This is a genomic window from Arthrobacter sp. 05T423, from assembly GCF_056396245.1.
This window is the reverse complement of sequence record NZ_JBFTLC010000007.1, coordinates 76498-101694: the sequence shown is the minus strand read 5'-3', so window position 1 is coordinate 101694 and position 25197 is coordinate 76498. Positions and strand designations below refer to the sequence as shown.

The 25197-nt window shown below is 67.2% G+C and carries 23 protein-coding genes; 1 reads left to right on the top strand and 22 read right to left on the bottom strand.

Features of this window, described 5'->3' with window-relative positions; genetic code table 11:
• Nucleotides 1–75 precede the first annotated feature (75 nt).
• The 12 genes from metK to pyrR form a co-directional block, all read right to left on the bottom strand.
• Nucleotides 76–1311, bottom strand: a complete 1236-nt coding sequence (gene metK / locus AC1DFE_RS08145) for a methionine adenosyltransferase (RefSeq protein ID WP_476905391.1) — start codon at nucleotides 1309–1311, stop codon at nucleotides 76–78.
• 76 nt (nucleotides 1312–1387) lie between these two features.
• On the bottom strand, nucleotides 1388–2674 hold the full coding sequence (locus AC1DFE_RS08140) for a bifunctional phosphopantothenoylcysteine decarboxylase/phosphopantothenate synthase (protein ID WP_476905390.1): 1287 nt from the start codon (nucleotides 2672–2674) through the stop codon (nucleotides 1388–1390).
• A 40-nt stretch (nucleotides 2675–2714) separates the two neighbouring features.
• The gene (gene rpoZ / locus AC1DFE_RS08135) at nucleotides 2715–2975 is read right to left on the bottom strand and encodes a DNA-directed RNA polymerase subunit omega (protein ID WP_307028775.1); all 261 of its coding nucleotides are present in this window, start codon (nucleotides 2973–2975) and stop codon (nucleotides 2715–2717) included.
• Between the two features lie 15 nt (nucleotides 2976–2990).
• On the bottom strand, nucleotides 2991–3587 hold the full coding sequence (gene gmk, locus AC1DFE_RS08130; RefSeq protein ID WP_476905389.1) for a guanylate kinase: 597 nt from the start codon (nucleotides 3585–3587) through the stop codon (nucleotides 2991–2993).
• 43 nt (nucleotides 3588–3630) lie between these two features.
• Nucleotides 3631–3954, bottom strand: a complete 324-nt coding sequence (mihF, locus tag AC1DFE_RS08125) for an integration host factor, actinobacterial type (RefSeq protein WP_476905447.1) — start codon at nucleotides 3952–3954, stop codon at nucleotides 3631–3633.
• A gap of 97 nt (nucleotides 3955–4051) precedes the next feature.
• Nucleotides 4052–4921 (bottom strand): orotidine-5'-phosphate decarboxylase, encoded by an 870-nt coding sequence (gene pyrF, locus AC1DFE_RS08120; protein WP_476905388.1) that lies wholly within the window; start codon nucleotides 4919–4921, stop codon nucleotides 4052–4054.
• Nucleotides 4914–8258 carry a carbamoyl-phosphate synthase large subunit gene (gene carB / locus AC1DFE_RS08115; protein WP_476905387.1) on the bottom strand — a complete coding sequence of 1115 codons (3345 nt, stop codon included), beginning with the start codon at nucleotides 8256–8258 and terminating at the stop codon, nucleotides 4914–4916. Before carB ends, pyrF begins: the two co-directional genes overlap by 8 nt.
• A complete protein-coding gene (gene carA, locus AC1DFE_RS08110) occupies nucleotides 8258–9559 on the bottom strand; it encodes a glutamine-hydrolyzing carbamoyl-phosphate synthase small subunit (protein ID WP_476905386.1) in 1302 nt (433 codons plus the stop codon). Before carA ends, carB begins: the two co-directional genes overlap by 1 nt.
• A 19-nt stretch (nucleotides 9560–9578) precedes the next feature.
• Entirely contained in the window at nucleotides 9579–10097 is a 519-nt protein-coding gene (locus AC1DFE_RS08105) for a PH-like domain-containing protein (RefSeq protein WP_476905385.1), read from the bottom strand.
• A complete protein-coding gene (locus AC1DFE_RS08100) occupies nucleotides 10097–11458 on the bottom strand; it encodes a dihydroorotase (RefSeq protein WP_476905384.1) in 1362 nt (453 codons plus the stop codon). The genes AC1DFE_RS08105 and AC1DFE_RS08100 overlap by 1 nt, the downstream gene beginning before the upstream one ends.
• A complete protein-coding gene (locus tag AC1DFE_RS08095) occupies nucleotides 11458–12453 on the bottom strand; it encodes an aspartate carbamoyltransferase catalytic subunit (protein ID WP_476905383.1) in 996 nt (331 codons plus the stop codon). Before AC1DFE_RS08095 ends, AC1DFE_RS08100 begins: the two co-directional genes overlap by 1 nt.
• Nucleotides 12450–13034, bottom strand: coding sequence for a bifunctional pyr operon transcriptional regulator/uracil phosphoribosyltransferase PyrR (gene pyrR / locus AC1DFE_RS08090; RefSeq protein ID WP_476905382.1), 585 nt, complete (start codon nucleotides 13032–13034; stop codon nucleotides 12450–12452). The genes AC1DFE_RS08095 and pyrR overlap by 4 nt, the downstream gene beginning before the upstream one ends.
• Before the next feature lie 185 nt (nucleotides 13035–13219).
• On the opposite strand from pyrR, the gene AC1DFE_RS08085 reads away from it, so the two are divergent.
• Entirely contained in the window at nucleotides 13220–14506 is a 1287-nt protein-coding gene (locus AC1DFE_RS08085) for a PrsW family intramembrane metalloprotease (protein WP_476905381.1), read from the top strand.
• A 96-nt stretch (nucleotides 14507–14602) separates the two neighbouring features.
• Here the strand turns inward: AC1DFE_RS08085 and nusB are convergent, their stop codons facing one another.
• From nusB to alaS, 10 genes are all read right to left on the bottom strand, one after another.
• Complete coding sequence (nusB, locus tag AC1DFE_RS08080) at nucleotides 14603–15013, bottom strand: transcription antitermination factor NusB (RefSeq protein ID WP_003800750.1); 411 nt, start codon at nucleotides 15011–15013, stop codon at nucleotides 14603–14605.
• Nucleotides 15013–15576, bottom strand: a complete 564-nt coding sequence (gene efp / locus AC1DFE_RS08075; RefSeq protein ID WP_476905380.1) for an elongation factor P — start codon at nucleotides 15574–15576, stop codon at nucleotides 15013–15015. Before efp ends, nusB begins: the two co-directional genes overlap by 1 nt.
• Nucleotides 15577–15764: 188 nt before the next feature.
• Complete coding sequence (locus AC1DFE_RS08070; RefSeq protein WP_476905379.1) at nucleotides 15765–16283, bottom strand: tetratricopeptide repeat protein; 519 nt, start codon at nucleotides 16281–16283, stop codon at nucleotides 15765–15767.
• Nucleotides 16283–17371 (bottom strand): 3-dehydroquinate synthase, encoded by a 1089-nt coding sequence (gene aroB / locus AC1DFE_RS08065; RefSeq protein WP_476905378.1) that lies wholly within the window; start codon nucleotides 17369–17371, stop codon nucleotides 16283–16285. Before aroB ends, AC1DFE_RS08070 begins: the two co-directional genes overlap by 1 nt.
• Nucleotides 17368–18009 carry a shikimate kinase gene (locus AC1DFE_RS08060; RefSeq protein WP_476905377.1) on the bottom strand — a complete coding sequence of 214 codons (642 nt, stop codon included), beginning with the start codon at nucleotides 18007–18009 and terminating at the stop codon, nucleotides 17368–17370. Before AC1DFE_RS08060 ends, aroB begins: the two co-directional genes overlap by 4 nt.
• The gene (aroC, locus tag AC1DFE_RS08055; protein ID WP_476905376.1) at nucleotides 18009–19208 is read right to left on the bottom strand and encodes a chorismate synthase; all 1200 of its coding nucleotides are present in this window, start codon (nucleotides 19206–19208) and stop codon (nucleotides 18009–18011) included. Before aroC ends, AC1DFE_RS08060 begins: the two co-directional genes overlap by 1 nt.
• 26 nt (nucleotides 19209–19234) lie before the next feature.
• On the bottom strand, nucleotides 19235–20095 hold the full coding sequence (locus AC1DFE_RS08050; protein ID WP_476905375.1) for a shikimate dehydrogenase: 861 nt from the start codon (nucleotides 20093–20095) through the stop codon (nucleotides 19235–19237).
• Entirely contained in the window at nucleotides 20092–21843 is a 1752-nt protein-coding gene (gene mltG / locus AC1DFE_RS08045; protein WP_476905374.1) for an endolytic transglycosylase MltG, read from the bottom strand. The genes AC1DFE_RS08050 and mltG overlap by 4 nt, the downstream gene beginning before the upstream one ends.
• Nucleotides 21840–22466 (bottom strand): Holliday junction resolvase RuvX, encoded by a 627-nt coding sequence (ruvX, locus tag AC1DFE_RS08040; RefSeq protein ID WP_476905373.1) that lies wholly within the window; start codon nucleotides 22464–22466, stop codon nucleotides 21840–21842. The genes mltG and ruvX overlap by 4 nt, the downstream gene beginning before the upstream one ends.
• Nucleotides 22447–25125 (bottom strand): alanine--tRNA ligase, encoded by a 2679-nt coding sequence (gene alaS, locus AC1DFE_RS08035; protein ID WP_476905372.1) that lies wholly within the window; start codon nucleotides 25123–25125, stop codon nucleotides 22447–22449. The genes ruvX and alaS overlap by 20 nt, the downstream gene beginning before the upstream one ends.
• Nucleotides 25126–25197: the final 72 nt, after the last annotated feature.

Here is a 25197-nt window from a genome sequence, read left to right as displayed (position 1 = left end):
TCCGTCCTGGGTTACTCATCAGCACATCACACGGGTCTGACATTCCCGGGTGCTGACGGCCGCAGAGGGGACGGTTCAGGCGTTGAAGTACGCCTTCAGGTCGTCCACGCGGTCCAGGCGCTCCCAGGTGAAGTCCGGATCATCGCGCCCGAAGTGGCCGTGGGCGGCCGTCTTGGCGTAGATGGGACGCTTGAGGTCCAGGGCGTCGATGATGGCGCGGGGACGCAGATCGAAAATCTCGGCGATCGCGGCGCCGATCCTTGCCGGGTCAACGGTCTCGGTGCCGAAGGTCTCGACGTAGGTTCCTACGGGGCGGGCCTGGCCGATCGCGTAGGCGATCTGGATCTCAGCGCGCTTGGCGAGTCCCGCAGCCACCACGTTCTTGGCAACCCAGCGCATGGCGTACGCCGCGGAGCGGTCCACCTTGGACGGGTCCTTGCCGGAGAAGGCGCCGCCGCCGTGCCGGGCCATGCCGCCGTAGGTGTCCACGATGATCTTGCGGCCGGTGAGTCCGGCGTCGCCCACCGGGCCACCGATCACGAACGCGCCGGCGGGGTTCAGGATGTTGTTGGTGCGCGAAATGTCCAGGTCCGCGAGGGCGAGGACGGGGTCGATGACGTGCGTCGCGAGGTCGGCACGGAGCTGGTCCAGGCTGAAGCCGTCGGCGTGCTGGCTGGAGATCACCACCGTCTCCACGGAAACCGGCCGGTCGCCGTCGTACCCGATGGTGACCTGGGTCTTGCCGTCCGGGCGGAGGTAGTCCAGTTCGCCGTTCTTGCGGACCTCGGTGAGGCGTTCCGAGAGGCGGTGCGCGATCCAGATCGGCGTGGGCATGTAGGACGGGGTCTCGTCGCTGGCGTAGCCGAACATCAGGCCCTGGTCACCGGCGCCCTGGAGGTCGTAGTCATCCTCCTGGCGGCCTTCGCGTGCCTCCAGCGAGTTGAAAACGCCGCCGGCGATGTCGTTGGACTGCTGGCCGATGGACACGGAAACACCGCAGCGCGCGCCGTCGAAGCCGTTGGCGGAGGAGTCATAGCCGATGCCCAGAATGGTCTCTCGGACGATCTGGGGAATCTCAACGTAGGCGTCAGTAGTCACTTCACCGGCCACGTGGACCAGGCCGGTGGTGGCCATGGTCTCGACGGCGACGCGGGACTCGGGGTCCTTGTCCAGCAGGGCGTCCAAAATCGCATCACTGATCTGGTCACAGATCTTGTCCGGGTGCCCTTCAGTTACCGACTCCGAGGTGAAGAGCCGAAGCGCGGCGGGTGCGGACCCGTGGGATTCTGGAATGTGCAGCGGTAAAGTCACTCAACTACCTTACTCGTTGGCAAACGGAGGCGCGGCAGCGTGTGTCCCCATGCTAAGGAGACGTTGCTTACGCCCGTCAGGTTCGCGGATAGGCCCGGCTCAGTTCGGAGCCGACCCGGTCAATGACAATGGCGGCGACGTCCTGCTTGGAGCCGGACGCCGACTGGGGTTCGGAACCGGCCCGCGAGAGGATGACCACGGAGTTGTGGTCCTGGCCGAACACCCTGCCGGACCCCACGTGGTTGACCACCAGCAGGTCACAGCCCTTGCGCCTCAGCTTCGCCTCGGCGTAGGAGAGCACATCACCCTGCTCATCCCCCGTTTCGGCGGCGAAGCCCACCACCAGCTGGCTGCTGCCTCCGGCGTCGCGGACCCCGACCAGCTCGTGCAGGATGTCGGGGTTGCGGACCAGCGTGATGACGGGGTCGGCGGTATCGTCCCGCTTCTTGATCTTGGTTCCGGACACCTCGGCGGGCCGGAAGTCGGCCACGGCCGCTGCCATGATGACGACGTCGGAATCGGCTGCCGCTGCCAGCATGGCTTCGCGCAGCTGCAGGGCGGTTTCGACGACGACGAGTTCGACGCCCGCAGGGGCGGGCACCTCCATGTGGGCGGCCACGAGCCGCACGGTGGCTCCGGCGTCGCGGGCGGCGGCGGCCAGCGCCACACCCTGCTTGCCGGAGGAGCGGTTGCCCAGGAACCGGACGGGGTCCAGCGGCTCACGGGTACCGCCGGAGCTGATGGTCACCATGCGGCCGGCCAGCGGGAAGAGCGGCCCGGTGGAGTTCGCGTCCGGGGTACCGTCGGCCGACGGGGACAGCGGGGCGTCAGCCTGGAGGCCATGCGCCAGTGCCATGGCGGCTTCGAAGATGGCTTCGGGTTCCGGAAGCCGGCCGGGGCCGGAATCGCTGCCGGTCAGCCGCCCGCTGGCAGGTTCAAGGACCGTCACGCCACGGCTGCGCAGCGTTTCGACGTTGGCCTGGGTGGCTGCATGCTGCCACATTTCGGTGTGCATGGCCGGGGCAAACAGCACCGGACCGCTCGCCATCAGGAGCGTGTTGGTGAGCAGGTCGCTGGCCTGGCCGGCGGCGGCACGGGCCAGGAGGTCGGCCGTGGCGGGTGCCACGACGATCAGGTCTGCCTCGTGGCCCAGCCGGACGTGCTTCACCTGGTCAACGTCGTCGAAGACGCTGTTGGTCACCGGGTTCCCGGACAGCGCCTCCCAGGTGGCCACGCCGACAAAGCGGGTGGCTGCTTCCGTGGGGATGACGGTAACGCCGTGTCCGGCTTCAGTAAAAAGCCGGAGGAGCGATGCCACCTTGTAGGCGGCGATCCCTCCCCCGACTCCGAGGACTATGCGCACGTGAACTCCGTCAGCAGGCAGTCTGTTTACTCTGCGGAGTTTACTCTGCAGCTTCGATCGGCGTGGAAACCAGCTTGCCCTCGTTGATCTCGCGCAGGGCGATGGACAGCGACTTCTCGTTCAGCTTGGTGTCGACCAGGGGGCCGACATACTCGAACAGGCCCTCGTGCAGCTGTGCGTAGTACGCGTTGATCTGGCGTGCACGCTTGGCACCGAAGATCACCAGGCCGTACTTGGAATCAGCCGCCTGGAGCAGCGAATCGATCGGCGGGTTGATGATGCCTTCAAGGTTCGTGGACACGAATTCTCCAAATTTCTAACGGGCTGACGGCGTCTGCGTCTGGCGCGGGTGCGGGGTCAGCCCCATGAGTGAAACAAGCTCGTCCGCTGCCCGGCGGACGTCGTCATTGATGACGGTGTGGTCGAACTCCGGTTCAGCAGCAAGTTCTACTTTACCGGTTTCCAGCCGGCGCTGCTGTTCCTCGGCCGATTCGGTGCCACGGCCCACCAGCCGGCGCACCAGTTCTTCCCAGCTGGGCGGTGCCAGGAACACGAACTGGGCATCCGGGACGGCCTGCTTCACCTGCCGTGCGCCCTGCAGGTCGATCTCCAGCAGCACGGAGCGGCCTTCGGCGATGGCCTGGTTGACGGTGCTCTTCAGGGTTCCGTAGGTGTTCTGTCCGTGCACCACCGCCCATTCCAGGAATTCGCCGGCGGCCACGAGGGACTCGAACTCTTCCTTGGACTTGAAGTAGTAGTGCACACCGTCGATCTCACCGGGCCGCGGGGCCCGGGTGGTGGCCGAAACGGACAGCCAGACCTCGGGATAGGTATCGCGGATATAGGTGGACACGGTGCCTTTGCCAACAGCCGTAGGACCAGCGAGGACTGTCAGTCCGGGTTTGTTGATCACGTATTCCTTTGGGCGGTCTACAGATGACTCTGTTCGGATAAAGCTATTTCTCGTTCATAAAATCTACCAGCGCCCGGCGCTGGTGAATGCCCAGGCCACGGACCCGGCGGGACGCGGCGATGCCGAGGCTGTCCATGATGGCCGCGGCCCGGACCTTCCCGATCCCCGGCAGTGCCTCGAGGAGTTCCGAAACGCGCATGCGCGCTATGGCCTCCTCGGTGCCGCCGGAGTCCAGGATCTGGGCCACGGTCAGGTCCCCGGATTTGAGCCGCTCCTTGGCCGAGGCCCTGGCAGCCCTTGCCGCCGCGGCCTTCCTCAGTGCGTCGGAACGTTCCTGCGGTGACAAGGGTCGCAAGCTCACGGTCATTCCCCTGGGGTCAGCCAACGGATCCGCGGCCGGCGGCGTTGGAGCAGCCACGGATTTGTCCTGAACCTACTCCCTGCCGGCCGGAGAAATCAATGCGCTATTCGGAGCGGAGTCCGGCGAGGGTGCGCTGCGCCGCCTCGGTCAGCTCCCGGACGCCGGGGCCGGCCTTGAGGATGTCCCGGCTGGAGGTTCCCAGGACCTGGGGGTAAGCGGCACCGAAGGTCTTCCGCAGGTCAGCCGGAGTGGCCCCCTGGGCGCCCAGGCCCGGCGCGAGGATCGGCCCGCGGACGGCCCCCAGGTCAAGCTGCAGGTCAGCCAGTGCCGTGCCTACGGTGGCTCCCACCACGAGGCCCGCCGAGCCGAGGGGCCCGGAGTACCGTTCGTTCTCCGCCGCGGCGGCCTGGACGATCCGGCGTGCCACGGAGTCGCTTCCGCCCACGTGCTGCACGGAGGCGCCTTCCGGGTTGGAGGTCAGCGCCAGGACGAACACGCCCCGGCCGTGCTCGGCAGCGAGATCCAGGGCCGGCCGTAGAGACTCGAAGCCCAGATACGGGCTCAGGGTCACGGAATCCGCGGCCAGGGCGGAGCCGTCACGGAGCCAGGCGTCGGCGTAGGCGGCCATGGTGGACCCGATGTCGCCGCGCTTGGCGTCGGCGATGCTCAGCACGCCGGCATCGGCCGCGGCGGCCAGTGTCCGTTCCAGGACCGCAATCCCGGCGGAGCCGTGCCGCTCGTAGAGCGCCACCTGGGGTTTGACCGCGGCAGCGAGCGAACCCACGGCCTCCAGAACGGTGAGCGAGAAACGCTCCAGGCCGGCGGCGTCGTCGTTCAGTCCCCAGCTGCCCAGCAGGGCGGGGTGGGGATCAATCCCGACGCACAGCGGACCGCGGTCCGCCATGGCCCGGCCCAGCCGGGAGCCGAACGACTCCCGGGCGGAGCCTGCGGCAGTGTTCCCTGCCTCAGGCATTCTGCGCTGCCGGACTCTGCGCTGCGGTCTTCTGCAGGGCGGCCTCCTGCGACGCAAGGAGCGCGGCCGCGTGCTCCTGCAGGCTGGTCACGGACCAGGCGTAGGTGCGCAGCGCCTCAATCGCCTGGACGGCGGCATTGAACTCGGCCACCGTGGTGATGCACGGGATGCCGATGGAGGTGGCGGCGGCACGGAGTTCGTATCCGTCGCTGCGGGCCTCGCCGCCGGACGGGGTGTTGAACACCATGTCGATCTCGCCGCCGATCACGAGGTCGGCGATGGTGCCTTCACCTTCGGCGCTGCTGCCCTCGGCCACCTTGCGGACCGGAGTGGCCTGGATGCCGTTGCGGCGCAGGACGTCGGCGGTGCCGCCGGTGGAGACGATCTCGAAGCCGAGGTCGGAGAGTCGCTTGACGCCCATGATGACAGAACGCTTGTCGCGGTTGGCCACGGACACGAAGACCTTGCCTTCGGTGGGCAGGGCGTTGTTGGCGCCGGCCTGGCTCTTGGCGAAGGCGGTGTCGAAGTGCTTGTCAATGCCCATGACCTCGCCGGTGGAGCGCATTTCCGGTCCGAGCAGCGAGTCCACCACGGTGCCTTCCGGGGTGCGGAAGCGGCTGAACGGCAGGACTGCTTCCTTGACGGACACGGGGGCGTCCAGCGGCAGCGTGGAGCCGTCGCCGGTTTCCGGCAGTATCTTGTACGCGCTGCGGAGCTGGCCGATGGTCACGCCGGTGCCGATCAGTGCAGCGGCCTTGGCCATCTGCACGCCGGTGGCCTTGGAGACGAAGGGCACGGTCCGGGAGGCGCGCGGGTTGGCTTCCAGGACGTACAGGACGTCGGAGGCCAGCGCGAACTGGATGTTGATGAGGCCGCGGACGCCCACTCCCTCGGCGATGGCCCGGGTGGCGGTGCGGACGCGCTCCAGCACGTCGTTGCCCAGGGTGATCGGAGGCAGGACGCATGCGGAGTCGCCGGAATGGATGCCGGCTTCCTCGATGTGCTCCATGATGCCGCCCAGGTACATGTCGGTTCCGTCGAAGAGGGCGTCCACGTCGATTTCGACGGCGTCCTCGAGGAAGCGGTCGATCAGCACCGGGTGGTCCGGGGTGATCTCGGTGGCGTTGGCGATGTAGCGGGACAGGTTCGGCTCGTCGTAGACGATTTCCATGCCGCGGCCGCCCAGGACGTAGGACGGTCGGACCAGGACCGGGTAGCCGATCTCGTCGGCGATCTTCTTGGCTTCCTCGAAGGAGACGGCGGTGCCGTTCTTCGGGGAAACCAGGCCGGCTTCGTCAAGCACCCGGGCGAAGGCGCCGCGGTGCTCGGCGAGGTCGATCGCTTCGGGCGAGGTGCCCAGGATGGGCACGCCGGCGTCGGCCAGCTGCTGGGCCAGCTTCAGCGGGGTCTGGCCGCCGAGCTGCACGAAGACGCCCATGACGCCGCCGGTGCGTTCCTCGGCCGCGATGACCTCGAGGACGTCCTCCAGGGTCAGCGGTTCGAAGTACAGCCGGGTGGAGATGTCGTAGTCGGTGGACACGGTTTCCGGGTTGCAGTTGACCATGACCGTCTCGTAGCCGGCCTTGCGGAGCGCCATGGAGGCGTGGACGCAGGAGTAGTCGAACTCGATGCCCTGGCCGATGCGGTTGGGCCCGGAGCCGAGGATGAGGATGGACGGCTTGGAGTGCAGCGCAACCTCGTCCTCCTCGTCGTAGGCCGAGTAGTGGTACGGCGTGTAGGCGGCGAACTCGGCGGCGCAGGTGTCAACGGTCTTGTAGACCGGGCGGACGCCGAGTGCCTGGCGGACGCCGCGGACAACGGCCTCGGAGTTGTGCGTCAGCGCGCCGATCTGCTCGTCGGAGAAGCCGTGCCGCTTGGCGCGGCGGAGCATGTCCACCGTCAGGGCGCCGGATCGGCGGATCTCCTGGGAGATCTCGTTGAGCAGCTGCAGCTGGTCCAGGAACCAGGGGTCGATCTTGGTGGCCTCGAAGAGTTCTTCCACGCTGGCGCCGCCGAGCAGGGCACGCTGCACCTGGTGCAGGCGTTCCGTCGTCGGGCGCTTGGCCTTCTCGATGAGCTCCGGGACTTCCCATTCGGGGACGGAGCTGAAGTCCAGCTGCGAGCCCTTCTGTTCGAGGGAGCGCAGGGCCTTCTGGAGGGCCTCGGTAAAGTTGCGGCCTATGGCCATGGCCTCGCCCACCGACTTCATGGTGGTGGTCAGTGTGGGGTCGGCGGCCGGGAACTTCTCGAACGCGAACCGCGGGACCTTGACCACCACGTAGTCGAGCGTGGGCTCGAAGGAGGCGGGGGTCTTCTGGGTGATGTCGTTGGGGATCTCGTCCAGGGTGTAGCCGAGCGAGAGCTTGGTGGCGATCTTGGCGATGGCGAAGCCGGTGGCCTTGGAGGCCAGCGCAGAGGAACGGGACACGCGCGGGTTCATTTCGATGACCACCACGCGGCCGGTTGCGGGATCGATGGCGAACTGGATGTTACAGCCGCCGGTGTCCACGCCGACCTCGCGGATGACCGCGATGGAGATGTCGCGGAGCCGCTGGTATTCGCGGTCGGTGAGGGTCAGTGCCGGTGCAACGGTGATGGAGTCACCCGTGTGCACGCCCACGGGATCGAAGTTTTCGATGGAGCAGACGACAACCACGTTGTCGTTCTTGTCCCGCATCATTTCCAGCTCGTATTCCTTCCAGCCGAGGATACTCTCTTCGAGCAGCACCTCGCTGGTGGGGCTGTACTGCAGACCCTGGCCGACGATCCGGCGGAGGTCCTCTTCGTTGTACGCCAGGCCGGAACCGAGGCCGCCCATGGTGAAGGAGGGGCGGACCACCATGGGGTAACCGAGGTCCTCGGCTGCCTTCAGGGCCTCGTCCATGCTGTGGATGATGTGGCTGCGGGCGGATTCGGCGCCGCAGCGCTCCACGACGCCCTTGAACTTTTCGCGGTCCTCGCCGAGCTCGATCGCGGCGATATTCGCGCCGATCAGTTCCACGTTGTACTTCTCCAGCACACCGTTCTTGTCCAGCGCGATGGCGGTGTTCAGCGCCGTCTGGCCGCCCAGGGTGGGCAGCACGGCGTCCGGGCGCTCCTTGGCGATGATCTTCTCCACCACCTCGGGGGTGATGGGCTCGATGTAGGTGGCGTCGGCGAACTCCGGGTCGGTCATGATGGTGGCCGGGTTGGAATTGACGAGGATGACGCGCAGGCCTTCCTCCTTGAGGACGCGAAGGGCCTGCGTGCCGGAGTAGTCGAATTCAGCGGCCTGGCCGATGACGATCGGGCCGGAACCGATGACCAGGACGCTCTTAAGGTCAGTTCTCTTGGGCATTACTTCTTGTCCTCAGTCTTGTTGTCAGTCGTGTTCGGCTCGGCCGGGTTCTGCTGGGCCTCTGCGGGGTGCTGGGCGTCCACGGGTTCCTTGGACAGGTTGGCGGTGCGGCCGTCGGTGTTTGGCTTAGTGTCTTCCATCAGGTCGATGAAGCGGTCGAAGAGGTAGGCGGCGTCGTGCGGGCCGGCGGCGGCTTCCGGGTGGTACTGGACGGAGAAGGCCGGGATGTCCAGGCAGGCCAGGCCTTCCACGACCTCGTCATTCAGGCTGACGTGGCTGACCTCGACCCGTCCGTAGCGCTCTTCCGGGGCGTTGGTGGGGCCGTCCAGGGGGGCGTCGACGGCGAAGCCGTGGTTCTGCGAGGTGATCTCCACCTTGCCCGTGCGGCGGTCCATGACGGGCTGGTTGATGCCGCGGTGGCCGTAGCGCAGCTTGTAGGTGCCGAAGCCGAGGGCACGGCCCAGGATCTGGTTGCCGAAGCAAATGCCGAAGTAGGGCAGCTTCTCGTCCAGGACGGTGCGGAGCAGTTTGACCTGGTTGTCGGCGGTGGCGGGGTCGCCGGGGCCGTTGGACATGAAGAAACCGTCGGGGCTGACGGCCCTGACGTCGTCGATGGTGGCCGTGGCGGGCAGCACGTGGACGCGGACGCCGCGCTCGGCGAAGCGGACCGGCGTCATGGCCTTGATGCCGAGGTCAATCGCCGCGATGCTGAAGCGTGCGTCGCCGTCCCAGCCGTGGTCCTTCGGCTCCACCACGTAGGCTTCGTCGATGCTGACTTCCTCGGCCAGGCGGGCTCCCTCCATCGGCTCGCTGGCGAGCACGGCGTCAACGAGTTCCTTGTCCGTGGCCTGGGCTGCCTCGCCGGAGAAGATGCCGGCGCGCATGGTCTTGTGCTCGCGGAGGTGCCGGGTGATGGCGCGGGTGTCCACGCCCTGGATGCCCACGATGCCCTGTTCGACGAGTTCGTCGTCCAGGCTGCGTTCGGAGCGCCAGTTGGAGGGGCGGCGGGCGGCGTCACGGACGATGTATCCGGCGACCCAGATGCGGCGGGATTCGGCGTCCTCACTGTTAACACCGGTGTTGCCGATATGCGGCGCCGTCTGCACCACCAGCTGGCGTGCGTAGGACGGGTCGGTAATGGTCTCCTGGTAGCCGGTCATGCCGGTGGCGAAGACCGCTTCCCCCAGGGCGGTGCCCTGCGCGCCGTAGCTGCGGCCGCGGAAGATGCGGCCGTCTTCGAGTACCAGGACGGCGGGGGTGGATGCTGCTGCCTGCGGCGCAGTTCCTGCGTTTACTGTCACTTCGGTTTCCGTCACTTTATTACTTTCCACTATGGGCACCTGCCTGGGGGCCTGGGGAGATCATTTCCTGAAGTTGCTGGAGGATGGCCGGCTTGTCCGCGGCGCTGCGGGTGCGGAAGCCGGTGTCCAGGGCGTGGGTTCCGAGCATCCAGCTGACAATGAGCAGCCCGTCCTTTTCCACGAATTTACCGGCCATGCCGCTGTCCTGCCGAACACTGGCCAAACTGCCCGCCGGGATAAACAGCGGCCCGGCGCCGGAACGGTCAAAAAGCACGCCCTCCGGATGGATGGAGAGCTGCGCGTTGGTGCGGATGCCGAGGCCGTGTACGGCGATCCTGTCCAGCCAGTCGCCCGCGGTGGTGGAGGCCACGTACTGGCCTTCCGCCGACAGCAGCGGTTCGCCCAGCCCGGCAGGAACCGCCGGCAGCTGGTCGATGCCGGACTGCCGCCTGAGCCGGTTGCGCCAGCCGATCCAGATCAGGACGAAAACGACGGCGACGACGGCCAGCATGGCAAGTCCGGGAAGGACTTTTTCCATCAGTTGGCCCCCGCCGCGCCGGCGACCGGCGCCTCCGAGGGGTAGCGGTAGGGCGTGTTGAGCTTTCCGTCCAGGACCGTGGGGTGTCCCTTGAAGAACGTCGCCACAACCTTGCCGGGCAGCTCCATACCGCGGAACGGCGAGTTGCGTCCCATGGTTGCCATGGCGGAGGGATCCACGGTCCAGCGCGCAGCCGGATCGACGAGCACAATGTTGGCGGGTTCGCCCTTTTCGAGCGGCCGGCCCTGGTCCGCCAGCCGTCCGATGCCGGCCGGGGCAGAGGACGTTACCCGGGCGAAGTCCGCCCAAGTCATCAGGCCGGTTTCGATCATGGCGTGCTGGACCACAGAGAGCGCGGTTTCCAGTCCCGTCATGCCCATGGCCGCCTGCGCCCACTCGCATTCCTTGTGCTCGCTCGGGTGCGGGGCGTGATCGGTGCCGACGACGTCGATGGTGCCGTCCGCGAGGGCGGCGCGCAGGGCCTGGACGTCCTCGTTGGTGCGCAGCGGCGGGTTGACCTTGTAGACGGGGTCATAGCTGCGGACCAGGTCATCGGTGAGCAGCAGGTGGTGCGGGGTGACTTCGGCGGTGACGTTGATGCCGCGGCCCTTGGCCCAGCGGATGATTTCGACCGAACCTGCGGTGGACACGTGGCAGACGTGGAGCCGGGAGGCCACGTGCTGGGTAAGCAGGACGTCGCGGGCGATGATGCTTTCCTCGGCCACTGCCGGCCAGCCGGTCAGGCCGAGGACGGCGGAAACCTCGCCCTCGTTCATCTGGGCCCCGGCGGTGAGGCGGGGTTCCTGCGCGTGCTGGGCCACAACGCCGTCGAACGCCTTGACGTACTCGAGGGCGCGTCGCATCAGGACCGGATCGTGGACGCAGATGCCGTCGTCGGAGAACATGCGGACGTGGGCGCGGGAGTCGGCCATGGCGCCGAGCTCGGCGAGCTGCTCGCCGGCGAGCCCCACGGTGACCGCGCCCACGGGGCGGACGTCCACCCAGCCGGCGGCCCGGCCCAGGCTGTAGACCTGCTCCACCACGCCGGCGGTGTCCGCCACCGGGGTGCTGTTGGCCATGGCGTGCACGGCGGTGAAGCCGCCGAGGGCTGCAGCGCGGGTGCCGGTTTCCACCGTTTCGGCGTCTTCGCGGCCCGGTTCCCGGAGGTGGGTGTGGACGTCCACCATGCCCGGCAGGGCGACGAGGCCGCTGGCATCGATCACTGTGGCGCCGTCAGCCGTGTCTGTCTCTGACAGATTGGTGCCGCGTGCCGTGATCACGCCGCCGCGGATGAGCAGGTCCTCGGCGTCGCCGCCCAGGATTGCGGCGCCCCGGATAAGGTACGTGGTTTCTTCAGCCATCAGTTGCTCTCCTTCAGGGTGGCGGCTGGTTCACGGGTATCCCCGGAGAGCAGCAGGTACAGGGCGGCCATGCGGATCGACACGCCGTTCTTCACCTGCGCGAGCACAGTGGAACGGGGCGAATCGGCGGCGGCCGCGGAAATTTCCAGGCCCCGGTTCATAGGTCCGGGGTGCATGATGATGGTGTCCTTCAGGCCCAGGCTGTCCAGGGCGCGGAGCCTGTTGTCATCGAAACCCCAGCGGCGTGAGTACTCCCGGGTGGACGGGAAGAACGAGGCGTTCATCCGCTCGCCCTGGACGCGAAGCATCATGACCGCGTCGACGCCCTTTTCAAGGGTCTCGTCCATGTCGTAGCTGACGCTGCAGGGCCAGCGTTCGACGCCGATGGGCAGCAGCGTGGGCGGCGCCACGAGGGTGACGTCGGCGCCGAGCGTGCGCAGGAGCCAGACGTTGGACCGCGCCACCCTGGAGTGCAGGACGTCCCCGGCGATGGCGACGCGCATGCCGCGCAGGTCTGCACCTGTTGAGGGGAGGCCTGAGAGTTTAGTCCAGTGCCGCCGCATGGTGAACGCGTCCAGCAGCGCCTGCGTGGGGTGCTCGTGGGTGCCGTCGCCGGCGTTGATGACGGCGGCATCGATCCAGTCGGTAGCCGCCAGCCGGTGCGGTGCACCGGAGGCCCAGTGGCGGATCACGACGGCGTCAGCACCCATGGCGGACAGCGTCTGGGCTGTGTCCTTGAGCGATTCGCCCTTGGAGACCGACGACCCCTTGGCGGCGAAGTTGATGACGTCCGCGGAGAGCCGCTTGGCTGCGGCCTCGAAGGAAATGCGGGTCCGGGTGGAATCCTCGAAGAAAAGGTTCACCACGGTCCGTCCACGCAGGGCAGGCAGTTTCTTGACCTCGCGCTCCCCCACGGTGGACATCTCTTCGGCGGTGTCGAGGATGCGGACGGCGTTGGCCAGGCTGAGGTCTTCAGTGGAGAGCAGGTGTTTCATGCGCCGCCCTCGATGACCACTTCGTTGACTGCCTGGCCGTCGACGGCGTCGGTCTCCTCGAGCCGGACCCGGACCTTTTCGGCAGAGGACGTGGGCAGGTTCTTGCCCACGTGGTCGGCGCGGATGGGAAGTTCGCGGTGGCCGCGGTCAATCAGTACGGCGAGGCGCACGATGCGCGGCCGGCCGAGGTCCACGAGGGCGTCGAGGGCTGCGCGGATCGTCCGGCCGGAGTACAGGACGTCATCGATCAGCACAACGACCTTGTTGTCGATGCCTGTCAGCGGCAGCTGGGTAGGGTGCGGCGGCCTGGTGGGCTGGTGCGAGAGGTCGTCGCGGAACATGGTGACGTCCAGCTGGCCAACGATGGCGGCGGCGTCCACTGCGGGATCGGCGGCGGCGATTTTCTGGGCCAGCCGGACTGCCAGCGGGTAGCCGCGGCGGGGAATACCCAGCAGCACCAGGTCCTTGGAGCCCTTGTTGGCTTCGAGGATCTCATGGGCGATACGAGTGAGGGCACGGTCGATGTCCGCCTGGTTGAGAACAACCCTGGCCGGTACCGGTGCCTGCGTGACAGAAGTCATCGCTCGTCTCCCCTTTCCCCGCCTCACGGGACGGAATTAAAAAAGGAACATTTGCCTTCCAAAATTACCACACGGGTTTCCGCTCCCGGCGCGGAAAGAGGGCGTCCTCCGTCACACCGCAGCGCGCGCTGTGTTGACCGCCCCGGCGCTTTGTTGCCCACCGCGCGGCACATAGGCTCGTGTCTATGTCGATGAACCCGCAGCAGCCGCCTTCCGGTCCTGACCGGAACCGCTCAGCCTGGCACCGCCCCGGCGACTCCGGGCGGCAGTTCCAGCACCAGCCCGCGAATCCGAGCTGGATGGGCCACGTCCAGCCGCAGAACTACCGGCCGGCGCCGGGGCACAGCGGCGGCACTGTAGACCAGGTCATCCCGGAGTCCGCGTCAACGGTCGCCGCCCGCCCTGGGGCAGGGACCCTGGGACTCGTCGTGGGCGGCGGGATACTTGCCTTCGTCAGCCTGTTCCTCGTGGTGCCGTTCCTTCTGGCCAGCACCGGCGTGACCGGATTCGTCATCGGTTTTTTTGCGTCCCTGGTTCCGCTGGCGGCGGTGCTGTTCGCCGCCGCTGTCATTGACCGCTGGGAACCCGAGCCGAAGCGCCTACTGCTGTTTGCCTTTACCTGGGGTGCGGCCGTGTCCATCGCGGTGACGCTGCTCATTCAGCCGGTCTTCGCCCTCGCGGCCCCTGCCACCGACGAGGCGTCCTTCCGCGACTTCATGACTACCGTGCAGGCCCCCGTGGTGGAGGAGTTCGCGAAGTCCCTGGGCCTGCTGCTGCTCCTGCTGTTCGCCCGCCGCAACTTTGACGGCCCGGTGGACGGCGTGGTGTTTGCCTTCACGATTGCCGGCGGCTTCGCCTTCACCGAGAACATCCTCTACTTCGGGCGGGCGATCGCCGAGTCAAGCACTCCCGGCAGCGACCTTGTCCAGATCTTCTTCCTGCGCGGAGTGATGTCGCCGTTCGCGCACGCCATCTTCACGGGGACCACCGGCCTGATCATGGGCCTGGCGGCGCGGCGCTGGCACCCGGGCATTTCGGTGCTCGCGTTCTTCGTGGGACTGGTCCCCGCCATGATCCTGCACAACAGGTGGAACAGCATGGGGCAGGATTTCCTGGCCCAGTACGTGGTGGTGCAGGTACCCATCTTCCTGCTCGCGGTGGCCTGCATCGTGGTGCTGCGGGTCGCGGAAACGCGCCTCACCAGGCAGCGCCTCCAGGAGTACGCCGCGGCCGGGTGGTTCGCCCCGGCCGAGGTGGAACTGCTGTCCACTCCCGGCGGCCGCCGGCAGGCCGTCCGCTGGGCGGGGTCCTACAACCGGGACGAGGAGATGAAGGAGTTCGTCAAGGCGGCGACGCGGCTGGCCTTCACCCGGCAGCGGATACTCAGCGGCAGGGATGTGCCGGCCCACCAGCAGGACGAAGTGCAGCAGCTGCGCCACCTGAGTGCACTGCGTGCCGCCGTCCAGCAGTAAGGTCCGGTCCAGCAGTAAGGTCCTAATGCAGCAGTAGCGGAACCGCAGAAAGCCCCTGCCGGCGTACCGGCAGGGGCTTTCTGCGTAGAAGGCAGCTCAGGCGAGCAGGGACGGCTTCAGCTGCTGAAGGCGCCCCAGGAGGCCGTTGATGAACGACGGCGACTCGTCCGTGGAGAGCGTCTTGGCCAGAGCGACGGCTTCGCTGACGGCAACGCCGTCGGGAACGTCGTCGTTGTAGAGCAGCTCCCAGGTGCCGATCCGCAGGATGATGCGGTCAACGGAGGGCATGCGCTCCAGGGTCCAGCCCTGCGAGTAAGTCTCCAGGAATTCGTCGATGGTGGCCTGCATGGACACCACGCCCTCGACGATCTCGAGGGTGTATGGATTGACGATCTGGTCGGTCCTCTCGCGGCGCGCGCGTAGCACGTCGAAGGCCGAGACAGAACGCTGCTCGGCTTCGAAGAGGACCTCAAGAGCCCTGTTGCGGGCTTTACCGCGGGCGCTCACTACTCGCTGACCCGGCCCAGGTAGCTGCCATCGCGGGTGTCAACCTTGACCTTGGTGTTGTTCTCGACGAACAGCGGCACCTGGATCTCGTAGCCCGTCTCCAGGGTGGCGGGCTTGGTGCCGGCGGAGGAGCGGTCGCCCTGCAGGCCCGGCTCGGTGTAGGTGATTTCCAGGACAACGCTCGGCGGCAGCTCGATGTACAGCGGGTTGCCTTCGTGGATGGCGATGTTGACCATCTGGTTTTCCAGCATGAAGTTGGTGGCATCGCCCACGGTGGCGCCGGAAACGGTGATCTGGTCGTAGTCCTGGGTGTCCATGAAGACGAAGTCGGCGCCGTCCTGGTACAGGTACTGGTAGTCGCGGCGGTCCACGGTGGCGGTCTCGATCTTGAGGCCGGCGTTGAAGGTCTTGTCCACTACCTTGCCGGACATGACGTTGCGCATCTTGGTGCGGACGAAGGCGCCGCCCTTGCCCGGCTTGACGTGCTGGAACTCAATGACGTTCCAGAGCTGGCCCTCAAGCTTCAGGACGGTTCCGTTCTTGATGTCGTTTGTGGTTGCCACTGGTTTCCTCTGGTTGTGTCTGACTGGTTCTAGCTGCCAGCTGGTATGCCAAGCAGGCAGGCCGAACGGCGCACCAGCGTGTATTTATCAAAAATCCAGAAACTATTCTAACGGAAAAGGCGGGCCCGGTTTTCGGGGCTGCGGGGCGCCGCAGCCGGTGGACCAATCCGGCGCAGCCGGAAGAACGGTCAGGAGGCCAGTTCGAGGACGTCCCGCGCCCGCTGCAGCGCCACCGTGGAGGAATAGATGAGGGCTGCATCGGCGGACTGCGCCACCCGGAGGTCCAGCGCCCGGGCGAAGGATTCCACCGCGGCACCGATGTTCCCTGCGACGAAGTGCGTCCGTCCGAGGTACTGGTGGACGAGGGCCTCGTTGGCGGTTCCGTGTGCCTCTCCGAGGAGCTGCCGGAAGAGTTCAACGGCGCGGTCGTAGCGGTGGGCTACGCGCAGGACATCCGCCTCGTAGGCCCGGAGCCGGAACGACTCGGGATCCTTGTAACGGGCTTCTGCCAGCAGTTCGGCGGCGTCGGCCGCGTGCCCCTCCACGAGCAGCACCAGGACCCGTTCGGCGGGGTCGGTGGATGCCTCGAGCGCGGCGGCGCATGTCTCTTCGCTGATGATTTCAGGAAGCAGCGATTCCGGGTTGATCCGGATCCCCGGGAACCCGCCGTCGGGCCATTCGATCGTTCCGCCCTGGTCTTCGCGCATCAGGAGGCAATCTCCTGGTAGGCGGCGAAGAGCAGGGAGGTATCGGGCACGTCCAAAATTCCCGGCTTGGCGATCCCGTCGAGGACCACGAAGCGGAGCAGGTCGCCGCGGGACTTCTTGTCACGGCGCATGCCGTCCAGGAGCCCCTGCCAGCGGTCACGCCGGTATGTGACGGGCAGCCCGAGGGATTCGAGGATGCTGCGGTGCCGGTCGGCGTCGGCGTCGCTGAGCCGGCCCACGCTGCGGGACAGCTCGGCCGCGAACATCATGCCCACGGAGACGGCAGCGCCGTGCCGCCAGGAGTAGCGTTCCACGAGTTCGATGGCGTGGCCAAGTGTGTGGCCGTAGTTCAGGATTTCCCGGAGTCCGGATTCCTTGAGGTCCTCCGAGACGACGCGGGCCTTGACGGCGATGGCGCGTTCGATGAGTTCGCGCAGGGCGTCGGAGCCGGGATCCGTGACAGCCTCGGGATCCTTCTCCACGAGGTCAAGGATGGCGGGATCGGCGATGAAGCCGCATTTGATGACCTCGGCCATGCCCGAGATGATCTCGTTCCGGGGCAGGGTCTTCAGCGTGTCCAGATCCGTGAGGACGGCTGCGGGCGGGTGGAAGGCGCCCACGAGGTTCTTGCCTTCGGCCGTGTTGATTCCGGTCTTACCGCCCACGGCCGCGTCGACCATGCCGAGGAGGCTGGTGGGCATGTGGATGACCTTGACGCCGCGCAGCCAGGTGGCGGCCACGAAGCCGGCAAGGTCGGTGACAGCGCCCCCGCCGACGGAGACCACGGCATCGGAGCGGGTGAAGTCGTTCTGTCCCAGCACCTGCCAGCAGAACGCAGCCACCTGGATGTGCTTGCCTTCCTCGGCGTCCGGGATCTCGGCGGTGAGGGCGGTGAAGCCGGCAGCTGCGAGTTCATCGCGGACGGTGTCTCCGGTGAGCCGGAGGGCCCGCGGGTGGATGACCAGGACGCGCCGGACGCGCTCCCCCAGCAGCCTCGGGAGGGTGCCGAGCAGGCCGCGGCCAACTACGACGTCGTAGTTGTCCCCGGCCGACTGGCCGGTGACCTTGATGACGGTTGATTCGCTCACTTTTCAACTTCCTGTTTCGCGGCGGCGCTTCCGTTGGCTGCCGTCGTCGCGGTCTTGTTGATCCCGCGGGTGGTGGATCCGGGTGACTTGCGGGCGGCGAAGTCGCACAGCGCCGCTTCCAGCTTCAGGCCCAGCTGCGGCACGGTCCCCTGCCGGACGTCCAGCACGATGTCCGCGAGGCGTTCATAGACCGGCTTCCGGGTGGCGAACAACGCCTTCCATCGCCGGATGCCGTCACCTGCCAGCAGCGGCCGGCCGGAGTTTTTGGCGATCCGGGCGGCAACCGTATCGGCATCACACTCCAGGTAGACCACGGTGCACCGGTCCAGCAGCTGCTGGGTGCCGGAGTCCAGGACTGAGCCACCACCCAGGGAAACTACCGTGGGGGTGCCGGCCGCGGATTCGATGATGCGCGCAACCGTCCGGGCTTCGATCTCCCGGAAGGCACGCTCGCCGCGGCTGGCAAATATATCCGCAATGGAACCGTGGCCCTCCACAATGACGGCGTCGGTATCCACGAACGGGGCGTCCAGCTGTTGCGCCAGCTGCTGCCCGATCGCCGACTTGCCGACAGCCATGGGCCCAATGAGCACAATGGGCCGGTCCCCTGCGGCGCAGGGTGTATTGCTCGGGGGCACTAGAGTCCGATCGTATCCAGCGACGCCGGAATGCTCTCGAGGTAGCCCTTGATGTTGCGGGCGGTCTCGGCCACGGAGTCGCCGCCGAACTTCTCGGTCACGGCCTCGGCCAGGACCAGCGCAACCATGGCCTCGGCCACCACGCCGGCAGCCGGGACAGCACAGACGTCCGAGCGCTGGTGGTGGGCCTTGGCCGCCTCACCGGTGCTGATGTCGATGGTCTTCAGGGCGCGCGGAACGGTGGCGATGGGTTTCATGGCGGCCCTGACGCGCAGGACATCGCCGATGCTCATGCCGCCTTCGATGCCGCCTGCACGGTTGGACGTGCGGATGATCCGGCCGTCAGCGTCCTTGACGATTTCGTCGTGGGCGGCGGACCCGCGGCGTGCGGCGGTGAGGAAACCGTCGCCTACTTCAACGCCCTTGATGGCCTGGATGCCCATGAGGGCGGCGGCCAGGCGGGAATCGAGGCGGCGGTCCCAGTGGACGTAGCTGCCGAGTCCAGGGGGCAGGCCGTAGGCGAGCACCTCCACCACGCCGCCGAGGGTTTCGCCTTCTTTGTGCGCAGCGTCCACCTCGGCAACCATGGCGTCGGACGTTTCGCGGTCGAAGCAGCGCAGCGGATCGGCGTCGAGCGCGATCACGTTCTCCGGCAGCGGCAGCGGCCTGCCCTCGGGGACGGTGACGCTGGCGATGGAGACCGTGTGGCTGACAAGCTCAATGCCCAGGTGCTTCAGGAACTGGGCGGCAACCGTGCCCATGGCGACACGCGTGGCGGTTTCCCGCGCGCTGGCGCGCTCAAGCACGGGACGGGCCTCGTCGAAGCCGTACTTCTGCATTCCGGTGAAGTCGGCGTGTCCGGGGCGCGGCCGGGTCAGCGGGGCGTTGCGCGCCTGACCCTCGAGCTCCTCGGGGGCCACGGGATCGGCCGACATGATCTGTTCCCACTTGGGCCATTCGGTGTTGCCCACCTGGATGGCGACGGGGCCGCCCTGGGTGATGCCGTGCCGGACACCGCCGAGGATCGAGACAACGTCCTGTTCAAACTTCATCCGTGCCCCGCGGCCGTAGCCAAGCCGCCGGCGGGCAAGGGCATCGCCGATCTGCCCGCTGGTGAGTTCAACACCGGCGGGGACGCCTTCAATAATTCCGACCAGTGCCGGGCCATGGGATTCACCGGCGGTCAACCAACGCAACATAAAAACCATCCTGCCATGTCTGGCGGTCAGGACACCCGCCGGGGTGCCCCGACTGCGTCGCACATCACATCTATGACTTCGGCACTGCCGGCGTCCGCCAGGCCCGTGAAGTAACGGATCTGCTCCACCGCCTGGTAGAGCAGCATCTCCAGCCCGGGGACCACCGTTCCGCGGCCCGCGCGCCACGCGGCGGCGATTCGGCTGGGCCAGGGGTCGTAGGCGACGTCGAGAAGGACGCCGTCGGTGCGCCGCCCCAGCGCTTCCAGTTCCGCCGCCATCCCGTCCGCCGCCCGCGGCGGCAGGGTGGAGATTACGACGCCGGCACCGGCCATCGCTTCGACCGCACCGTCCAGGGAATGGACGGTGATGTCCATGCCCAGCCCGCTGGCTGCCGCCCTGGCTTCTGCTGCCCGCGAGGTGTTCCGGACGTACAGGTCCACGGACACCGCGCCAAGCTCCTGCAGGGCTGCCACTGCCGCGGCCGCAGTTCCGCCACCGCCCAGAATGACGCCCGAGGGGCCGTCCGCGGCGCCGGCGTTGCGGAGGGCGTTGACGATCCCCGCGACGTCGGTGTTGTAGCCGATGCACCGGACGGACTCCCCGTCGCCTTCGAACGCCACCGTGTTGATGACGCCGAGGACCCGGGCCACGCCGCGGACCTCGTCCACCTCAGCGACCATGGCCTTCTTCAGCGGCATGGTGACGGACAGTCCCCGCCAGCCGGGTTCGGTGCGGACGGAGTCCATGAACGCCGGCAGCGACTCCTCGGTCACATCGATGGCGCTGTAGCCGATGTCCGCACCGAGCCGCGCGTAGGCGGCCAGGTGGAGGGCCGGTGATTTCGAATGGCCGATGGGGTGACCCAGGACGGCCGCCCGCAGGCTCATACGCAGCGGCCCGGGTTGGCCTCACACCAGGCGTTGTACTGCTCGACGTAGCCGTTGTGTTCGGCCAGTGTCTTCGAGAACTTCGTCTCCTTGGTGTCGAGATTGATGGTGACCCAGTACAGGTAATCGTTGTCGTTCGGCTTGGCCGCCGCGTCAATGGCCGTCTTGCCCGGCGATCCAATGGGCCCGGCGGGCAGGCCCTTGATGGCGTAGGTGTTGTACGGGTTGGACTTGTCGGCCTTCTCAGCCTCGTCAATGTGGAAGGTCTTCTTGCCCAGGCCGTAGGTGACGGTGGCGTCCGACTGGATCAGGCCGTTGGTTTCGGTGTTGGTGGGCTTCAGGCGGTTGTAGATGGCGCCCGCCACGTCCTTGTACTCGGCCTGTCCGCCCTCTGCCTGCACGATGCTGGCGACGGTCACGACGTCGTACTGCTTGGCCGCGTCCGTCACGCCCTGTGCCTTCAGTTCATCCTGCGTGGTCTTGACCAGCTTCGTGAGAATGTCCTTGGCGGTGGATCCCAGCGGGAAACGGTACTCACCCGGGGCCAGGAACCCTTCAAGATTCTTCGCCTTGGAGCTCAGTCCGAACTGCTTGGGTGAGTCGCTGAGCGCCTTCAGCTGGGCCACCGAAAGACCCGAGCCCTCCGATATCGCCTGCAACGATTCGTCGATCCGCAGGCCTGCGCTGAGGGCAAAATACATCACCTTGGCCGTTCCCTCGTTGAGGAGCACGGAGACGGCGTCGGAGTTTTTCATTTCCTGCTTGAAGTCGTACTCCCCCGGTGACAGCGTGCCGCCGGCCGCGGTCAGGGCTGCCATGAAGGTTTCGGAGTTGGCCACCACCTTCGCGTCCTCGAGCTTGGCCGCAACGGACACCGGACCTTCGCCCGGGACCACCGATACCTTGACCTGGCCGCTGCCGGGTCCGGGATAGTCGGCCGGCTTGTCGTTGCCAAGCAGGGGCTTCAGGAACTGTGCCCCGACGACGGTGGCAGTGACAAACAGCGCAAGTGTCAGCAGCAGCGCCACGAGGCGGCGCCGGCGCCGGACTTTCTTGGAGGGCCGCGCCACCGCGGCTACGTCCTCGGGGGCGCCCAGGAGCTGGTGCCCCACGGCCTGCTGCTCGTAGGGCTCATGGTCCTCGTAGGTCTCGTGGATCGTTGCACCGTGGTGGACGTCGTAGTGGTGGCCATCCTCGTGGTGGAGGTCTTCGTGGTGGAGTTCCTCGTGGAGGACAGCAGTGTGGTGGATGTCCTCATGGTGGCCGACCGCGAATTCCGCAAAATGCGGCGCGTCCTCGGACTGGACGCCGTGGACCCCGGCCGCAGCGTCGCCATGGGTGGCACCGTCCACAACGTCGGCGTCCACAACGTCAGCGTCCACAACGTCAGCCGGGCCGTGGATGGTCGGCGGAACCGGCGGAGCGTCGGGAACCTCCGCGGCCGTAAGGGGCTCCGCCGCCGGAACAGGCTCTGCGGCCGGAACAGGGTGAGCAGCGGGAACGCGGGCAGCCGGAGGAGCCGGTGTGGCGGTCGTCCGGGCACCATCCGAAACTGATGACCCACTCCGCTGTGCGGCGCCGACGCCCGCGTGCACCTCTTCACCGGACTCGTAGGCGTGCTCGGGCACGGCATCGCCGGACTCGGCGGTGATGGCCTTCTCCCGGGCGCGGATCTCCTTGCGTGTCAGGGGCCGTCCGGCGTCCGCGAAGGGGTCGCCGGAGGAGTCGTCACTATTGACCGGGCTCACTGTAGCTTTCCATCCTCTGAAGATTGTGTTTCCTTTTCCGGGTCAGGCCGTTCAGCAGTATCTGCGGCGGCGTGTCCGGGCAGCCCCGTAAGGGGAAGCGCGCGCACACGGCTCCCCACATCCGTTCCCCTGGCTTTTTGCATGTCGATGGCGTGCTGCAAGATTCCCGCAGCCGCAACCTGATCCACCACTTTACGGTGATTTTTGCTGCTCATGCCAGCTTCGTGAAGGTTCCGGTGGGCCGTGACGGTGCTGAGCCGCTCGTCAACCAGGTGTACCGGGACGTCCAAACCTGTGCGGTCCAGTTCGTCAGCCAGCAGCTGCGCGTACTCTGTGGCCATGCGGGCTGAGGCGTGTTCCTCGCCCTTCATGGTCCGCGGGAGCCCCACGAAAATCTGTACCGCGTCCCGTTCCGCAGCGAGGGCCGCAATGACCCGGACATCAGAATTCTTCTTGGGATTGCGGTCAAGCGTCTTCAGCGGTGTGGCCAGGATCTCGTCCCGGTCACAAATGGCGACGCCAACGCGGACGGTCCCCACGTCCACCCCCAGTTTGATTCCCCGGGGGTGGACGTGCGGCTCAGCGGAAGAAGTCACGGTTTGGTTAGCGTCGGGTGACGGCATCGAGGACGGCGGTCAGTGCGGCGCCGACCTTGGCGGCGTCGGTACCACCGCCCTGGGCGACGTCGTCCTTGCCGCCACCGCCGCCGCCGAGGATTCCGGCGGCGAGCCGGACCAGCGCGCCAGCCTTCACACCGGCAACACGTGCGGCTTCGTTGGTGGCCACCAGGATGACAGGGCGGTCGTTGCTGACGCCGGCAACGGCAACGGTGGCTGCTTCGGAGCCGAGCCGGTTGCGGAGGTCCAGGGCGAGCCCCCGGATGTCGTCGGCACCGCTGACCTGGCCGGCGTCGTGCGCGATCACCCGGACGCCGGCGGCGTCCACAGCGGTTCCGGCGAGCTGGGCAGCCGCAGCAGTGAGCTGTTCTTTCCGGAGCCGCTCGAGTTCCTTTTCCGTGGCCTTCAGCTTGGTGAGGGTCGCGGAAATGCGGTCCGCGAGCTGCCCGGAGGGCACCTTGAGCATCTCGGTGAGTTCGGTCACGAGGGCGCGCTCGGCGGCCAGGTGCCGGAAGGCGTCCATGCCGACGAACGCTTCGACGCGGCGGTTTCCGGACCCGACGGACTGCTCGCCGAGCAGGGACAGGCTGCCGATCAGGGAGGTGTTGGACACGTGGGTGCCGCCGCACAGCTCGCGGGACCACGCGCCGTCGATCTCCACAACCCGGACTTCGCTGCCGTAGTTCTCGCCGAACAGCGCCATGGCGCCGAGGGCCTTGGCCTCGGCGAGGCCCATGACCTTGGTGTCCACCTGGAAGTTGTTCCGGATGGCGAGGTTGGAGACTTCCTCGACCTCGGACTTGGTGGCGGCGCTCAGCCCTTCACCCCAGGCGAAGTCGAAGCGGAGGTACCCGGCTTTATTGAACGAACCGCGCTGGGTGGCCTGCGGGCCGAGGATCTGGTGCAGCGCCGCGTGCACGATGTGCGTGCCGGTGTGCGCCTGCTCGGCAGCGTGCCGCCGTTCGCGGTCAACCGCGGCGCGGACCAGCGCGTCGGAGGCGATTTCGCCTTCGCGGACGATGGCCTTGTGCACGCTCAGGCCCTTGATCGGACGCTGGACGTCCAGGACCTCGACGACGAAGCCGTCACCGGTGATCAGGCCGGTGTCGGCTGCCTGGCCGCCGGCCTCGGCGTAGAACGGGGTCTCGGCGAGCACGAGTTCGATCGCGTCGCCGGTGGCCGCCTGGGAAACCTTGCTGCCGCCGCTAAGGATGCCGCGGACGCGGGACTCGCCCTCGAGGTCGGTGTAGCCGGTGAAGACGGTTTCGCCCTCTGCCAGCAGCTCCTGGAAGGCGGAGAGGTCGGCGTGGCCGCCCTTCTTGCCCTTGGCGTCGGCCTGGGCGCGCTGGCGCTGTTCGAGCATGAGCTTGCGGAACTCGGGCTCGTCCACCTTCAGGCCGGCTTCCTCGGCCATTTCGAGCGTCAGGTCGATGGGGAAGCCGTAGGTGTCGTGCAGGGCGAACGCGTCGGCGCCGGAGAGCGGACGCCCGGCAGCCTTGGATTCGTTGACGGCGTCCTCGAGGCGGGCGGTGCCGGAGGCGATGGTGCGCAGGAATGCCTTCTCTTCGGCATAAGCGATCCGGCTGATGCGGTCGAAGTCCGTGTCCACGATGGGGTACACGCCCTTCATGGCGTCGCGCGAGGCGGGCAGCAGCTCCGGCAGGCAGGCCTGTTCCACGCCCAGCAGGCGCATGGAGCGGACCGCGCGGCGGATGAGGCGGCGCAGCACGTACCCGCGGCCTTCGTTGGAGGGTGTGACGCCGTCGGCGATGAGCATCAGGGCCGAGCGGATGTGGTCGGCGACGACGCGCATGCGGACGTCATCGGTGTGGTGGGGATCGTCCTCGGTCTCGGCGGAGGTGTATTCCTTGCCCGAGAGCTTGGCGGCCATGTCGATGACCGGGCGGACCTGGTCTGTCTCGTACATGTTCTCGACGTCCTGCAGGATCATGGCGAGGCGTTCCATGCCCAGGCCGGTGTCGATGTTCTTCTTGGGCAGCTCGCCCATGATGTCGAACTCGACCTTCGAGCGGACGTTGTCGATCTGGTACTGCATGAACACGAGGTTCCAGATCTCCACGTAGCGGTTCTCGTCGGCGATGGGTCCGCCCTCGGCACCGTAGGCCGGACCGCGGTCGTAGTAGATCTCGGAGCAGGGGCCGGCCGGGCCGGGCTGGCCGGTGGACCAGTAGTTGTCCGACTTGCCCATGCGCTGGATGCGCTCCGCGGGCACTCCGGTGTTCTTCAGCCAGAGTGCCTCGGCTTCGTCGTCCTCTTCGTAGACCGTCACCCACAGCCGCTCCGGCGGAAGTCCGTACCCGCCGTCGGCAACGCCGGTGGTGAGCAGCTCCCACGCGAACTTGATGGCGTCTTCCTTGAAGTAGTCCCCGAAGGAGAAGTTGCCGCACATCTGGAAGAAGGTGCCGTGGCGGGCGGTCTTGCCCACTTCCTCAATGTCGCCGGTGCGGATGCACTTCTGGACGCTGGTGGCACGGTTGTAGGGCGGTTCCTCGCGCGCGGTCAGGTACGGGATGAACGGCACCATGCCGGCAACCGTGAACAGCAGGGAGGGGTCGCTGGAGACCAGCGATGCGGAGGGAACCGCCGTGTGGCCTTTGCTGACGAAAAAATCCACCCAGCGCTTTGTGATCTCCTGCGACTTCATGAGCTGATTACTTACCCTTCTTGGTTCACGCATGCTGGCGCGTGAGAGTTTGATTCAAAGGCAGTCCCGGTG

Excerpts from the sequence above, each read along its gene's own strand:
- mihF (WP_476905447.1), bottom strand. The coding sequence starts at position 3,954 with ATGACCGTGAGCTTGCGACCCTTGTCACCGCAGGAACGTTCCGACGCA.
- pyrF (WP_476905388.1), bottom strand. The coding sequence starts at position 4,921 with ATGCCTGAGGCAGGGAACACTGCCGCAGGCTCCGCCCGGGAGTCGTTC.
- AC1DFE_RS08070 (WP_476905379.1), bottom strand. The coding sequence starts at position 16,283 with ATGCGCGAAGACCAGGGCGGAACGATCGAATGGCCCGACGGCGGGTTC.
- AC1DFE_RS08095 (WP_476905383.1), bottom strand. The coding sequence starts at position 12,453 with ATGAAACACCTGCTCTCCACTGAAGACCTCAGCCTGGCCAACGCCGTC.
- AC1DFE_RS08085 (WP_476905381.1), top strand. The coding sequence starts at position 13,220 with ATGTCGATGAACCCGCAGCAGCCGCCTTCCGGTCCTGACCGGAACCGC.
- AC1DFE_RS08050 (WP_476905375.1), bottom strand. The coding sequence starts at position 20,095 with ATGAGCCTGCGGGCGGCCGTCCTGGGTCACCCCATCGGCCATTCGAAA.
- ruvX (WP_476905373.1), bottom strand. The coding sequence starts at position 22,466 with ATGCCGTCACCCGACGCTAACCAAACCGTGACTTCTTCCGCTGAGCCG.
- aroC (WP_476905376.1), bottom strand. The coding sequence starts at position 19,208 with ATGTTGCGTTGGTTGACCGCCGGTGAATCCCATGGCCCGGCACTGGTC.
- AC1DFE_RS08105 (WP_476905385.1), bottom strand. The coding sequence starts at position 10,097 with ATGGAAAAAGTCCTTCCCGGACTTGCCATGCTGGCCGTCGTCGCCGTC.
- alaS (WP_476905372.1), bottom strand. The coding sequence starts at position 25,125 with ATGAAGTCGCAGGAGATCACAAAGCGCTGGGTGGATTTTTTCGTCAGC.
- AC1DFE_RS08100 (WP_476905384.1), bottom strand. The coding sequence starts at position 11,458 with ATGGCTGAAGAAACCACGTACCTTATCCGGGGCGCCGCAATCCTGGGC.
- carB (WP_476905387.1), bottom strand. The coding sequence starts at position 8,258 with ATGCCCAAGAGAACTGACCTTAAGAGCGTCCTGGTCATCGGTTCCGGC.
- pyrR (WP_476905382.1), bottom strand. The coding sequence starts at position 13,034 with ATGACTTCTGTCACGCAGGCACCGGTACCGGCCAGGGTTGTTCTCAAC.